18 protein-coding genes are annotated in these 13,086 nt (G+C 61.9%); 3 read left to right on the forward strand and 15 right to left on the reverse strand.

Annotated elements, in window-relative coordinates; genetic code table 11:
• Positions 1–2: 2 nt before the first annotated feature.
• The 12 genes from LB555_RS08365 to moaA all read right to left on the reverse strand — a co-directional run bounded on the left by LB555_RS08365 (position 3) and on the right by moaA (position 9,310).
• On the reverse strand, positions 3–566 hold the full coding sequence (locus tag LB555_RS08365; protein ID WP_140873880.1) for a DUF3299 domain-containing protein: 564 nt from the start codon (positions 564–566) through the stop codon (positions 3–5).
• 103 nt (positions 567–669) lie between these two features.
• Complete coding sequence (locus LB555_RS08370; protein WP_224597457.1) at positions 670–1,374, reverse strand: DNA alkylation repair protein; 705 nt, start codon at positions 1,372–1,374, stop codon at positions 670–672.
• A 5-nt stretch (positions 1,375–1,379) separates the two neighbouring features.
• Positions 1,380–2,249, reverse strand: a complete 870-nt coding sequence (locus LB555_RS08375) for an NAD(P)-dependent oxidoreductase (protein ID WP_140718209.1) — start codon at positions 2,247–2,249, stop codon at positions 1,380–1,382.
• 113 nt (positions 2,250–2,362) lie between these two features.
• Positions 2,363–3,271 carry an ABC transporter permease gene (locus LB555_RS08380; RefSeq protein WP_140718207.1) on the reverse strand — a complete coding sequence of 303 codons (909 nt, stop codon included), beginning with the start codon at positions 3,269–3,271 and terminating at the stop codon, positions 2,363–2,365.
• Positions 3,268–3,984 carry an ABC transporter permease gene (locus LB555_RS08385; protein ID WP_015317854.1) on the reverse strand — a complete coding sequence of 239 codons (717 nt, stop codon included), beginning with the start codon at positions 3,982–3,984 and terminating at the stop codon, positions 3,268–3,270. Before LB555_RS08385 ends, LB555_RS08380 begins: the two co-directional genes overlap by 4 nt.
• Before the next feature lie 74 nt (positions 3,985–4,058).
• On the reverse strand, positions 4,059–4,844 hold the full coding sequence (locus LB555_RS08390) for an ABC transporter substrate-binding protein (protein WP_015317855.1): 786 nt from the start codon (positions 4,842–4,844) through the stop codon (positions 4,059–4,061).
• A 159-nt stretch (positions 4,845–5,003) separates the two neighbouring features.
• The gene (mobB, locus tag LB555_RS08395; protein WP_140619683.1) at positions 5,004–5,513 is read right to left on the reverse strand and encodes a molybdopterin-guanine dinucleotide biosynthesis protein B; all 510 of its coding nucleotides are present in this window, start codon (positions 5,511–5,513) and stop codon (positions 5,004–5,006) included.
• The gene (mobA, locus tag LB555_RS08400) at positions 5,510–6,136 is read right to left on the reverse strand and encodes a molybdenum cofactor guanylyltransferase MobA (protein ID WP_140718205.1); all 627 of its coding nucleotides are present in this window, start codon (positions 6,134–6,136) and stop codon (positions 5,510–5,512) included. Before mobA ends, mobB begins: the two co-directional genes overlap by 4 nt.
• A 54-nt stretch (positions 6,137–6,190) precedes the next feature.
• The gene (locus LB555_RS08405; RefSeq protein WP_015317858.1) at positions 6,191–7,111 is read right to left on the reverse strand and encodes a DMT family transporter; all 921 of its coding nucleotides are present in this window, start codon (positions 7,109–7,111) and stop codon (positions 6,191–6,193) included.
• A 178-nt stretch (positions 7,112–7,289) separates the two neighbouring features.
• The gene (locus tag LB555_RS08410) at positions 7,290–7,649 is read right to left on the reverse strand and encodes a hypothetical protein (RefSeq protein ID WP_140790819.1); all 360 of its coding nucleotides are present in this window, start codon (positions 7,647–7,649) and stop codon (positions 7,290–7,292) included.
• Positions 7,650–7,785: 136 nt separating this feature from the next.
• Entirely contained in the window at positions 7,786–8,259 is a 474-nt protein-coding gene (locus tag LB555_RS08415; protein WP_224682619.1) for a hypothetical protein, read from the reverse strand.
• A 55-nt stretch (positions 8,260–8,314) separates the two neighbouring features.
• Positions 8,315–9,310, reverse strand: a complete 996-nt coding sequence (gene moaA, locus LB555_RS08420) for a GTP 3',8-cyclase MoaA (protein WP_140664526.1) — start codon at positions 9,308–9,310, stop codon at positions 8,315–8,317.
• 193 nt (positions 9,311–9,503) lie between these two features.
• On the opposite strand from moaA, the gene LB555_RS08425 reads away from it, so the two are divergent.
• Both LB555_RS08425 and LB555_RS08430 read left to right on the forward strand, forming a co-directional pair.
• Positions 9,504–9,857, forward strand: a complete 354-nt coding sequence (locus LB555_RS08425; protein WP_224682620.1) for a gamma-butyrobetaine hydroxylase-like domain-containing protein — start codon at positions 9,504–9,506, stop codon at positions 9,855–9,857.
• A 64-nt stretch (positions 9,858–9,921) separates the two neighbouring features.
• Complete coding sequence (locus LB555_RS08430) at positions 9,922–10,533, forward strand: pyridoxamine 5'-phosphate oxidase family protein (protein ID WP_224682621.1); 612 nt, start codon at positions 9,922–9,924, stop codon at positions 10,531–10,533.
• A 16-nt stretch (positions 10,534–10,549) separates the two neighbouring features.
• Here LB555_RS08430 and LB555_RS08435 read toward each other — a convergent pair whose 3' ends face one another.
• Complete coding sequence (locus tag LB555_RS08435; RefSeq protein ID WP_023773737.1) at positions 10,550–11,002, reverse strand: MarR family winged helix-turn-helix transcriptional regulator; 453 nt, start codon at positions 11,000–11,002, stop codon at positions 10,550–10,552.
• Between the two features lie 47 nt (positions 11,003–11,049).
• Here LB555_RS08435 and LB555_RS08440 point away from each other — a divergent pair, with 47 nt between their 5' ends.
• Positions 11,050–11,961: an alpha/beta hydrolase gene (locus tag LB555_RS08440; protein WP_224682622.1), complete on the forward strand. Its 912-nt coding sequence runs from the start codon at positions 11,050–11,052 to the stop codon at positions 11,959–11,961.
• 12 nt (positions 11,962–11,973) lie between these two features.
• Here the strand turns inward: LB555_RS08440 and LB555_RS08445 are convergent, their stop codons facing one another.
• A complete protein-coding gene (locus LB555_RS08445) occupies positions 11,974–12,369 on the reverse strand; it encodes a rhodanese-like domain-containing protein (RefSeq protein ID WP_015317866.1) in 396 nt (131 codons plus the stop codon).
• A 63-nt stretch (positions 12,370–12,432) separates the two neighbouring features.
• Positions 12,433–13,047 (reverse strand): TetR/AcrR family transcriptional regulator, encoded by a 615-nt coding sequence (locus tag LB555_RS08450; protein WP_140720441.1) that lies wholly within the window; start codon positions 13,045–13,047, stop codon positions 12,433–12,435.
• Between the last annotated feature and the right edge of the window lie 39 nt (positions 13,048–13,086).

Raw genomic sequence — 13,086 nt, forward strand, 5'->3', positions numbered from 1 at the left:
GTTCAATTCTTCTTCTTGTTGAGGAAGCTCCAGGGCGAGTTCACCGGCAACACAACGGAGTCCGGAACCGTGTCGACGCCCACGACATCTGCCTTGCGCACGGTGTAGCCGGACTGGATGACGCTGACGCCGTCAAGAATGAACAGTTGGCTCTTCTCCATGTCCGGGTTCAGGGCGCCGGTGACGGCAACCGACTGGTAGGCCTCGGACATCTTGTAGGGACGGGCCGGTGTGACCAGCACGATCTGGTTGGGCGGAGGCGTCGGCATGTGGCTGCACGCACCCGTCCATGGCACCAGCAGGAACTGATAAACGAGATCTCCGTCGCGATCGACCGGCAATGCATAGCCGGCTAATTGTATGGTCTTGTCGTGCAGGGCGACCGAGAGTGTCTCGCCATGATCCGGCAGTTTCGCCGCGATCATCGGCAAGCCGGCGTCTTCGGCGACGGCCTGCGTCGCCGGGCGCAGATCCTTCCAGAAGATGTGCGTGGTCTCGGCCGAAGCGCCCGCGGTGGAGAGTGCAAGCGCGGCCGCAAGCGCCAGGATCGCTTTGAAATGGTTCATGGTCGCATCCTTTGCGGGCGAGTAAAGACGCCGCTGTCGGTGGCGTCAATGCTCGAGCCGCGTCACATGTCGGCGAGAACCGGCTGCGGCAATCCCCGCCTTGTCAGGTCTTTCTGGTGGCGAGGCGTTCGTGGGTTTTGGCATGCGAGAGTTCTTTCACCGCATCCTTGCCGATCCAGCGCGCCGTCCTGTTCGCGGAGTTGGCAAGTTCCTGCGCCAGGGCAAGGGCAGGGCCATGCAAACCCACCGACCGTTTGCCGATTTGCCGCAGCGCCCAGTTGACCGCTTTCCTGACGAAATTGCGCTCGTCGCGGGAATGAGCCTCGACTAGCGGCAGGTAGGACAGAAACGTCGCGTCCGGCTCCTTTTTCAAATGCACTGACGCCCATGCCAGCATCGCGAAGGCCGTGCGGCGGACGAATTCGCGCTCGTCGGCGGCAAACTCCTCGACCAGCTGGCGCCAGAACGGCGTGTCCACGAACAGATCCGAGACGGTGTCGACGATCTCCCAGGAGTCGAAATCGCCGGCCCAGCGGCGGCACTCTTCAATGGTGATCTTTTTCGGCTCGCCGGTGAAGGCCGCCATCAGCCGTGCTTCGCGAACGCCGCTGTCCCACAGCGCCAGGGATCGCTCGTGGTTGCGTTTCAGCTTGCGCGCCAAAGGCCGCAAATCCGCATTGGCGACACCGAGCGCGGTCGCGGTGTTGATACCGAACCGCCCCATGCCGGCGCGGGTTTCCTCGGTTCCGATCGAGCGCAGATGGGCGACGATGTCCTGCGCGGTCCAGCCTGGAACGGGCAGGGACACTGCGCCTACTTCTCCAGCCGCGCCAGCAGCGAGGACGTGTCCCAGCGCTTGCCGCCCATCGCCTGCACGTCCTTGTAGAACTGGTCGACCAGCGCGGTCACCGGCAGCCTGGCGCCATTGCGATCGGCCTCTTCAAGGCAGATGCCGAGATCCTTGCGCATCCAGTCGACGGCGAAACCGAAGTCATACTTGCCGGCATTCATGGTCTTGTGCCGGTTTTCCATCTGCCAGGAACCGGCCGCGCCCTTGGAAATCACCTCGATGACCTTCTCAATGTCGAGACCTGCCTTCTTGCCGAAATGGATGCCTTCCGAAAGCCCCTGCACCAGCCCGGCGATACAGATCTGGTTGATCATCTTGGTGAGCTGCCCGGCGCCCGCCGATCCCATCAGTCCAACCATGCGGGCAAAAGCGTCGATAACTGGCCTGGCCCTGTCGAAGGCGGCCTCATCGCCGCCGACCATGACAGTCAGCACGCCGTTCTCGGCGCCCGCCTGGCCACCGGAGACGGGCGCGTCGAGAAATGAGAAGCCGCCCGATTGCGCGGCTTCGGCCAGTTCGCGCGCGACTTCAGCCGAAGCCGTGGTGTTGTCGATGAAGACCGAGCCTTTCTTCATCGCCTTGAAAGCGCCCGCGGGGCCTGTAGTCACCGAGCGCAAGTCGTCATCGTTGCCGACACAGGAAAAAACGAAATCCTTGCCCTCGGCGGCCTGGGCCGGCGTCGCGGCAGAGCCGCCGCCATGTTGGGCGACCCACTGCTCAGCTTTGGCTTGGGTGCGGTTGTAGACGGTCACGTCGTGGCCACCCTTGTTCTTCAGGTGTCCGGCCATGGGATAGCCCATGACGCCAAGACCGAGAAATGCCACCGATGCCATGCCTTGTCCTTCCGGCGAAACAGAGATTTCAGCTGCGGAAGCTCTAGGCCATGCGACGAATTCGTCAAGGCGCGCGCTGCGGCATCGACTGGCACAGGCCGATCCGGAGCGGCTCAGCGATTGAGGTGGATCGTAATCCTGCGCTCGATCCATTCGACGCCATGGCGCAGGATTTCGACCATCACCAGATAGACGATGGCGACCCAGACATAGGCCTGGAAATCGAAGGATTTGGCGTAGGCAAGTTTCGCATTGCCCATCAAGTCGTAGACCGTGATGATGGCGACGATCGCCGAGGCCTTGATCATCAGAACCAGTTCATTGCCGTAGGGCCGCAAGGCCACGATGAACGCCTGCGGCAGGATGACCTTGCGCAGCGTCTGCAGCTTGTGCAGGCCGAGCGAGGCAGCACCTTCCCATTGGCCCCTGGGAACACTCTCGATGGCGCCGCGGAGGATTTCGGCCTGGTAGGCCGCGGTGTTGAGCGCAAAGGCAAAGACGCCGCAGAAAAACGCATCTTTGAAGAAATCCCAGAGCGTGAATCTTTCGATCGCCAGCCCGGTCGGGATGCTTACGTAGGGCATAATTTGTTGCCAATCGCTAATGACCGGCAAATAGAAGCCAAATGCACTGAGTTCCGGCCGGAACGAACCCAACCCGTAATAGACCAGATAGACCTGGACGAGCAGCGGTGTGCCGCGGAAGAAATAGACATAGCAATAGGCGAGGCCGGACAAGAACCGGTTCTTCGACATGCGGCCATAGGTGACGGGCAGCGAAAAGATCGCGCCGGCCACCATCGAGATCGCCACGAGCGACAGCGTGGTCCACAGCCCCTGCAGATAGGCGGGTACATACCTGGCAAAGAACTCGCCATTCCAGGCGTAGACGAGATAGGCGAGGATACCGAGGCCGAAGAGGATCCAGAGGCCGACGAGTGCGTAACCGACGATGCGGGTGCGCGGCCAGCCGCGTGCCCGCGGCGGCGGGCGGTCGACCGAGATCGCTTCCGTGACGCTCATCGTGCCTCCCTCCGCCCCAGCGAGCGCAAGATGAACCCGGTCGCGATCGACGACAGGATCGCCAGGACGAGGAAAACCAGTGCGGCGACGCTGTAGAACAGGAAGGAATGCTTGGTGACACGTGCCGCCACGCCGGCATTGCGCAGGGTTTCAGCGAGGTTGACGACCGAGACGAGGGCGGTGTCCTTGAGCAGGCTCAGCCAGCAATTCTCAAGGCCGGGAAAGGCGATGCGCAGCAGCTGCGGCAGGATCACCTTGCGCATGGTAAGCCATTTCGACAGGCCGATTGCATAGCCGCCTTCATACTGGCCCTTCGGAATGGCGCGAAAGGCGGAGAGGAATACCTCGCTGGCGTAGGAAGAAAAGATCAGCGACAGCACGATCATGCCGGCGATGAAGCTGTCGACATCGATCGTTGCCTCGGGCTTGAAGAGGCGGATGACGTATTGCAGCAAGATGGGCATGCCGAAGAAGAACAGGAACAGCGTCACCAATTCCGGCAGGCCGCGAAACATGGTGGTGTAGATGTTGGCGGCCAGCCGCAGCGACGGTTCTTCGGACTGCTTGGCCCAGGCTACGAAAAAGCCGATCGTCAGGCCGATCGGCAGCGTTGCAAGCGCGAGCGCGATGGTGACCAACGCACCATAGGCAATATCGTCACTCCAGCCCTCCGGTCCCCAACTGAGCAGTGTCCATATGCTTTGGACTGGCATTGACTGGCCTTACCCCACGGCGCTCCCGAGATGAACAAGGCGGCAGGGAAACCCCGCCGCCTTGGCAATGATGATCAGGACTCGGCGCCGTAGACGTCGAACTTGAAGTACTTGTCGTTGATTTCCTTGTATTTTCCGTTGGCGCGGATGGCGTCGATGGCGGAATTCAGCTTGTTGACCAGGTCGGTATCGCCCTTTCGAACGGCGATGCCGGCGCCAGGTCCGAAAATTTCGACAGGTTGCGGCGAGGGCTGGCCGAGAATCTTGCAGCAGGCGCCTTCAGGCGAATCCAGAAACTGCTGCAGCACGACAATATCGTCCTCGATGGCGTCGAGACGGCCATTGGCGAGGTCAGCCTGTTCCTCGGGGCTGCTCGGATAGCCCTTAATGGTGCTGTCCGTGTAGGTCTTCGAGGCATAGTTGAAATGGGTGGTGGTGGTGGCGACGCCGATATTCTTTCCGGCGAGGTCTTCCTTGGTCACTCCCTTGAGCGGCGAATCCTTCGGCACGGCGATCGCCGACGGGGTGTTGTAGTATTTGTGCGAGAAGTCGACCTTCTGCTGCCTCTCCGGCGTGATCGACATCGAGGCCACGATGGCGTCGAACTTGCCGGCCTGAAGTGCGGGGATGATGCCGTCCCAATCCTGGGCGACGAAGGTGCACTTGACCTTCATCTCATCGCAAAGTGCCTTGGCGATGTCGATGTCGAAGCCGACAAGCTGGCCATCGGCGGTGAGGTTGTTGAAGGGGGGGTAGGCGCCTTCGGTGCCGATCCGCAGGGTCTTCTCCTGGGCCTGGGCTACGCCGAGCGTCAGCAGCGCAGCCGATGCGGCGAGCGCGATACGCAGTGCAATACGCATGATAGTCCTCTCTTTATGGTCCCGGCCGTCGTTCCGAAACGGCTCTGTGGGGCGGTGCTTTTTGACCGCCCGCTAGGCCGATACTCCCACTCTTTCCAAGAAAAAAGCAACCGCAAAACCGCCGAAATCGGTAATGGGCTTCTACCGTTATGTTACTTCTCAAGCAACGAGGCCGGTCGTACGCTCGATGAAGTCGGCTATGGATTTTGCGTCATCGAGGTCGAACACCGGCAGGCTCTGGTCGGCGATGGCGAAATCCGCGGCGACGGCGACAATATTGGGATCATCCACCGCAAGCGGCGTCCGGTCCTTCGCTTCCAGCCGCCTCGTTTCGATCTTACGGTGGGATTCGCGCTTGTAGCCTTCGACCAGCACGATGTCGCAGGGGGCGAGCCGCGACAGGATGGCGTCCAGCGGCGGCTCCTGCTCGCCACGCAATTCGTGCATCAGCGCCCAGCGACTGCCCGATACGATCGCAACCTCGGTAGCACCCGCCTGCCGGTGGCGGAAGCTGTCGGCGCCGGGCTTGTCGATGTCGAAATGATGATGAGCATGTTTGACCGTCGAGACTTTCCAGCCGCGCCGCACAAGCTCCGCGACCAGCCTTTCCGTCAGTGTGGTCTTGCCGGAGTTTTTCCAGCCGGTGATGCCGAAGATGCGTCTGTTCATGGCGACATGCTCTGCAACAGCTGTTCAGCCTGGGCAAGATCGTCCGGCACATTGATGTTGAAGAAAGGATCGATTCCGACGGATTGCGGGACAGGGAATTCCACGTCGACATGGCCGTGTTGTTCGATAAAGGCCGAAACGCGCCTGTTGTCCTCATCGACCAGGAAATGCCGCAAGGCTTCGCGGCATCCGGTTGGCCACAGCGCGAAGGTCGGATGCCGCCGGCCCGCCGAAGAGGCGACGGCGATCGAACCGGGGTGTTGATGCGCCGCCGCCGCAAGACGATCGACGAGATCCGGCGGCAGGAAAGGCGTGTCGCCGGCCGCTGTGACGATCGCCCTGCAAGGCGTGCCGGTGGCGGCCCATTCCAGGCCGGTCAGGATTCCGGCAAGCGGCCCGGCAAAGCCTTCGATGGTATCGGCAAGCACCGGCAGCCCGAACCGGGCGAACCGCGCCGGATCGCCATTGGCGCTGAGGGCCAGGGTCTCGAGCTGCGGGCCAAATCGCGACAGCACCTGGTCGAGCACGCAGCCGCCGCCCAGCGGCAACAACGCCTTGTCGCCACCGCCCATCCGCCTCGACTGGCCACCTGCCAGGATGATCCCCGCGATATCCCGCTTCATGCTATCCAGCCTGTACGCCAGCCGCGGGAAATCGCAAGCGGCTTCAAGGGGGTGCTAGAGTCCTTCCGGCGCCATGGCCGGGCCGGTGCTTTCGGCGACGATCTTTCGCCGGCCGACCATCCGCTCGCGATAAAGCGTATAGAGACCCGAGCCAACAACTATTGCCGCGCCGGCAATCATCGGCACGTCCGGTATGTCACCGAAAATAATCAAGCCAAGCAGTATCGACCAGAGGAGCGCCGTGTAGCGGAACGGGGCGATGAAGGAGATCTCACCCGATCGCATCGCCATGATGATGAATTGGTAGCCGATGAGCACCAGCACCGCGGCCAGCGCCAGCAGCGCCGTGCTTTTGCCGGTCATCGGTGTCCAGCCACCCATCGGCGTCAACAAAAACGCACCGACTACGGTCATGGCCAGCGCGGTGGCGGTCGAGACCAGCATCGTCGGGATGGCCTGGGGGATGCGCTTGGTGGCAAGGTCCCGCACCGTGCAGCAGGCGACGGATGCCAGCGCCACCAGCGAGTAAATGCTGAAGCCCTCGAAACCCGGCCGCACGATGATGATGACCCCGGCAAACCCGATGGCGATCGCCAGCCAGCGCCGCCAGCCGACCGCTTCACCGAAAAACAGCGCCGCGCCCATCGTCACCGCCAGCGGCAGCGCTTGCAGAACGGCCGAAACGCTGCCGATCGGCAAATGGGCGAGCGCGACTAGGAAGGACACCGTAGCGCCCGCCTCGCCCAGGACACGGACCGCCACCAGCGGCTGCAGCATCAGGCGCGGCTGAAAAAGTGCGCCACGTTGCCAAGCCAGCAGACCGACGAACAGCGAGGCGAACGCCCCTCTGATCAACATGACCTGCGCCATATTCATCGACTCCGAAGAGTATTTGGTGATGGCGTCGTTGAGCGTGAAGCCAACCATTGCTACCACCATGAACAACGCGCCGCGAAGATTTGGGGAAAGGGGCAAGACATCTACCGGTTGCTTTGGCAAGCAAGGCTGTAACAGCCCGCCACGAGACAGCAACGGCAAAGGGCTGGGCCAGGACCCGATATCCATCTTCGCCGGCGTGAAACCATCCCGGACGAGGTATGAATTCTGTCGGAAGGCGGCAACGCCTCCCGACACGGTGCGGACGAGGGATTGTCTACTTCTTGGGTGACAGCACCTCGGTGCCGTTCCCCTCCTTGCCGGCGATGGTCCACAGACCATGCAGCGACCCGTCATCCTCGACCTTGTAGACGACGAGGCCGATATCCTTGCCCATTTCGTAGCCAGCGGAGAATGCGTTGTCGTTGCGCATGCAGATGCCGTCGGAAGAAGAACCGCCGGTCTCCCAGTGGATCGTGCAGGTGGTGCCGCTGGTCAGCGTGATGGTGGCTTCGCCGCCATAGGACGAACCATCGAAATTGGTGCCGGCAACGGTGTAAGTGCCGCCGATCGACTGGGCAGCCGCCGGCAGGGCAGCCAAGCTGAGCAAGGCGAAAGCGAGAAGAAGTTTGCGCATGATGTAATCCCCCGAAAATGCGATGAATCGCTACGGAACGGAGGGTAGGCGGGAAACCATGACCAGTAAATCAGACCGACATTTGCCGACAGAGATTTGTTTGCGGTGTGGCTAAAATACTCTTGGCTCGAACGGTTCATGGCCCCTTGAGGCTGCCAGCGATGGCGCCGACCAGCGGGTCATATTTCGATTTCAGCGCCGGCGGATAGTCGATCCAGATCGTGCGGATGACGCCATCCCCGCCAAACAGCCGCCGCTCGTAAAAAATCTTTCCGTCCTTCACGCCCGACAGGACCGCCCGATCCTTGCCGGCCTTGCCGTAGGTGACCTTGTAGCCAGGCTCATTGCTCGTCTTTTCGCCGACGACAAAGTCTCTCGGCGTCTCATGGTCGATGTTGAGGATGCCGGAGCATGTCAGGCTGGCGCCGTCCGCGCTCAGCCATACCTGACCGTCGCCATTCTCAGGCTCGGGCTGGCGATCGGTGAAGATATCGTCGGGGAAGGTGCAAACGGTGCCGAAGCGCTCGTTCACGTAGGTGGATTGCGCGGCAAACGCGGTATTCGCCGAGACCGCGGCAAGAGATATGATGATTGAGTAGAGCCGTCGCATGCCTTGCCCCGAAGCCGATGATTGCACGGCATTCTCGCACGGACAGGAGACAAGGTCAGCCGCCGGTGACACTCATATGCCGAGACACCGACGGACGGCTGGTGCGGCGGTCGATGATGAAGTCATGGCCCTTCGGCTTGCGGCCGATGGCTTCGTCTATAGCGTCGGCAACCAGTTCATTGCCTTCGGACGCGCGCAACGGAGCGCGTAGGTCGGCCGCGTCTTCCTGGCCAAGGCACATATAGAGCGTGCCCGTGCAAGTCAGCCTGACCCGGTTGCAGCTTTCGCAGAAATTATGCGTCATCGGCGTGATGAAGCCGAGTTTTCCGCCGGTCTCGGCGACTTGGACATAGCGGGCCGGGCCACCGGTCTTGAACGGAATGTCGGTCAGCGTGAACTGGCGCTCGAGTGATGCGCGCAGCAGCGACAGCGGCAAGTACTGGTCGGTGCGATCGGCGTCGATCTCGCCCATCGGCATGGTTTCGATGACGGTAAGGTCCATGCCGCGACCATGCGCCCAGCGCATCATTTCGGGCAGCTCGGCGTCGTTGAAATCCTTCAGCGCCACCGCGTTGAGCTTGACTTTCAATCCAGCCGCCTGGGCGGCATCAATGCCCGCCATGACCTTGCCGAGATGACCCCAGCGGGTGATGGCGTGGAACTTGTCGGCATCGAGCGTATCGAGCGAAACATTGATGCGCTTGACGCCGCAATCGGCGAGTTCCGCGGCGAAGCGCGAAAGCTGCGAACCGTTGGTGGTCAGCGTCAGTTCTTCCAGTGCGCCGCTGTCAAGGTGCCGGGAAAGCTGGCGCACCAGATGCATGATGTTCTTGCGCACCAGCGGCTCACCGCCGGTGAGGCGCAACCGTTTGACACCCTTTTCAATGAACACGGTGCAGAGCCGGTCGAGTTCTTCCAGCGACAGCAGGTCTTTCTTGGGCAGGAAGGCCATATCCTCGGCCATGCAATAGGTGCAGCGGAAATCGCAGCGGTCGGTGACCGACACTCTGAGATAGCTGATCGTGCGACCGAAGGGGTCGATCATGTTCATGTTCGAGCGTTTCCGTGGCCGTTAACGGCGCCGTTATATACAGCTATGTGATACGATCCAGCCCGCCATTCAAGATAGCCGACCTCGATCTTTGGTAACATTCCGCGACCGACATTGCGTGTCGGCACGATCCCATACCTTTTCGCACGGCGCGAAGCAGCGTAGGGAAGGGCAAAATCATGCAGGATCGACCATGACGGCGCCGAAAGAACTGAGGGTCTCCAAGGACCGCAAGCTGCTCACCGTGACCTTTCCCGGCCACCAGCCGTTCGAGTTGCCGGCCGAGTTGCTGCGCGTCGCCTCACCGTCGGCGGAAGTGCAGGGCCATTCGCCCGAACAGCGGGTGACGGTCCCCGGCAAACGCGATGTCGCCATCCTGAAGATCGAGCCGGTCGGCAACTATGCGGTGCGAATCACCTTCGACGACTTCCATGACACCGGCATCTTTACCTGGACCTACCTGCATACACTGGGCCACGAGAAGGATGCACGCTGGAATGCCTATCTCGCGGAGCTCGCCGAGAAGGGCCTGAGCCGCGATCGTTAGCCGCCATTGCGTCGTCAAAACGTCACGGATCGGGCGTAGGGGCGGCGGGACGGGAGACTGAAAAATGTCGGTCATCACCACAGTTGAACAACTCGAAGCCCTTTACGGATTGCCCGGCGAGGCCTCGGTGGTCAAGGAACTTGACCACGTCATCCCCGAATACGCCGCCTTTATCGAAGCCTCGCCCTTTGTCGCGCTAGCCACCAGCGGCCCGGAGGGGCTGGATTGTTCGCCGCGCGGCGATCTCGCGGGCTTCGTGCGCATCGTCGATGCGAAAACGCTGATGATGCCGGACCGGCGCGGCAACAACCGTGCCGATTCGCTGAAGAACATCATCAGCGATCCGCGTGTCGGCCTGCTGTTCCTGGTGCCGGGCTCCGGCACGACGCTGCGCATCAACGGCCGGGCCCATATCACCACGGACCCAGCGTTGTGCGCGTCGTTCATGGTCGACGGCAAGCCTGCGCGTTCGGTCACCGTGATCGATGTCGATTCGGTCTATTTCCAGTGCGCTCGCGCCATCGTGCGGTCGGAACTGTGGAACCCTGCCAAGCATGTCGACCCGAAGTCGCTGCCGACACCAGGAAAGATTTTGGAGATCACCAGCCGCAAGAATATCGATGGCGAAACCTACGACAGGGAATGGCCGGAGCGGGCGAAGAAATCGATGTGGTGATCGCCTGAAAGGGCGATCACGCCTCGTTCAGCACGTCATAGATCTTGCGCATCTGCTCGCCGATCATGTCGCATTGTTCCGGCGTCGACTGGCTCATCGCCTTCTCGATCAGCGCCATATGCACTTTCAGCGCCCGCATCAGCAGCGCCTCGCCGGTTTCGGTCAGCGTAAGCCGCAAGATGCGCTTGTCCTTCTCATCGCCTTCGCGCCGCAGCAGGCCACGCGTCTCCAACTGCGGCAACAGCATGGTGATGTTGGAGCGGCCCACGAGCAGCTTGCGGGCGAGGTCGTGCTGCGACATGCCCGGATGGCGGTAGAGGTTCATCAGCACGTCGAGCTGCGCCGGCTTAAGGTCGAGCGGCGCAAGTTTCACCGCCAGCGTGCGCTCCAGCACATGGCAGGCGCGCGCCACCGCGACCCAGTTGCGAAAACGCGGGTTGTCCCAGGGTAGCTCTTGTTTATTGTTCATCTTTGAACTATTATGTTCATGCTTGAACGTATGGATGGATTCTGACTATGGCATCATTCGGGCTGAAGGTCATCCGAGGTGCGTTTGGTGCGGCCGAACATGTCGCGCCGCGCATCACCGGGCGCGCGGCTTTCGAATTGTTCTGCCGTACGCCAAGCACCAGGACACTGACCGACGGCGAGCGCCGCGCCATCGACCGCGCCGCGGAGTTCATGGCCGAGGCGCGGCATCACCGGCTGAAGACCGCGACCGGCTGCGTCATGGTTCATGAATTCCGCCCCGAGCCGGGCCGCGAGTCCGCCGGCACCGTCCTAGTCATCCATGGCTGGCGCTCGCGTACCGAATATATGCGCGTGCTGATCGAAGGTTTTCGCGCCGCCGGCTACAAGGTCGTCTCACTCGATCTTCCCGGTCATGGCCATTCGCAGGGCAGGCACCTGAACATGGTCAATGCCGTCGAAGCCGCAAGAGTGGCCGGCGAATGGTTTGGGCCGTTCGTGGCTGCCGTCGGCCATTCCTTCGGAGGCGCCGTTGCCGCCAATGCCATCGCCGGCTCCGTCAAGGACATCCCGCCGCTGTCGGCCGCACGTCTTGTGCTGATCGCGGCACCAAGCTCGCTGCCGGCAATCTTCGCCGACTTCAGCCGCATGCTCAATGTCGGTCCCCGCTCGCAGGTCGCCATGGCTGACCGCGTCGAATATCTCTCCGGCCGGCCGTTGCACGAATTCACCGGTGACCGGCAGCTCGCCCAGGCGCCCGTGCCGACGTTGGTCATCCACGCGCCCGACGACCGGGAGGTGCCGGCTGAACATGCACGACGCTATGCCGGCGCCGGCGACCATGTACGGCTGCACTGGGCCGACGGGCTCGGCCATCGCCGCATTCTGGCCGACAAGGGCGTGGTTGAACGCGCCGTCGGCTTCGTGACCATGCAGCAGAACCCGTCGCTGCTCCACTGAGCGGCACTCAGGCTATTTCTTCTTGTCTCCGGGCTCTACAGGCAGTCCGGCAGCCTTCCAGGCCGTGTAGCCGCCGAGGATGTGTTTGACCGGGGAAAGACCCATGTCCTGCGCCGTCTTGGTAGCCAACGCTGAACGCCAGCCGCCGGCGCAGAAGAAGACGAAGCTTTTTCCGGAAGCGAAGAAAGGCTTGTGGTAGGGGCTTTCGGGATCGATCCAGAACTCCAGCATGCCACGCGTGACGTGCTTGGCGCCGGGAATTCTGCCGTCGCGTTCGATTTCACGAGGATCGCGCAGATCGACGAAGATGGTGTCTTCGTCCTCAAGCAGCCCTGCCGCTTCCTCGGGCGAAACCACTTCGATCTCGGCATTGGCTTCATCCAGCAGTTCGCGATACCCTTTTTTCACGTGGTTCCCTCCGGCCGCAAGTTTGCTGGCAAGTCGGATTTCGAGCACAACGGATGGTGTTTGTCACGCCTCGATGGTGCCGGCCATGGCCTTCCAAGCGGCCATTGCCCCGGCTACCGTCGCCATCAGGGCGGCGCGGGAAGCGCCGTCACGCGCCTGAATCGACATGCCATGCTGGACCGTTGCGAAAAAGGTCGCGGCTGCAAGGCAATCGAAGTCGGCAGGCAATTCACCCTCGGCCACGCCGCGCTGCAGACGCTTCTTCAGCGCGGCTAGATTCTCGGCGCGCCGGCGCCGCAAATCCGCGCAGATCGCGCCCCGGCTCGAGTCTTCGTGCAGCGCACCCAGCGTAATCAGGCAGCCCTGCGGACGATCGCTTTGCGAATAGGCCTTCGCGGTCCGGCGCAAGAACCGCTCGATCGCAAGCCGCGCCGTTGGCGCCTCTTCCAGCGCGAGCCAGATGTCGGCGCCCTCAACGCGGGAATAGAGATCGGTCGCCTCGAGGAACAGGGCCTCCTTGCTGCCATAGGCGGCGTAGAGGCTCGGCGAATTTATGCCCATTGCCACGGCGAGATCGCTGATCGATGCGCCTTCATAGCCCTTGGCCCAAAACACGTCCATCGCGCGCCGCAAGGCCGCGGTTCGATCGAAGGTTCGTGGACGGCCTCTTTCCGACATGATGCTCTTTTCTGTGTTGATCGATACATAAATGAGTTG

Source organism: Mesorhizobium sp. BR-1-1-10, assembly GCF_020165595.1.
Classification (GTDB): Bacteria; Pseudomonadota; Alphaproteobacteria; order Rhizobiales; family Rhizobiaceae; genus Mesorhizobium; species Mesorhizobium australicum.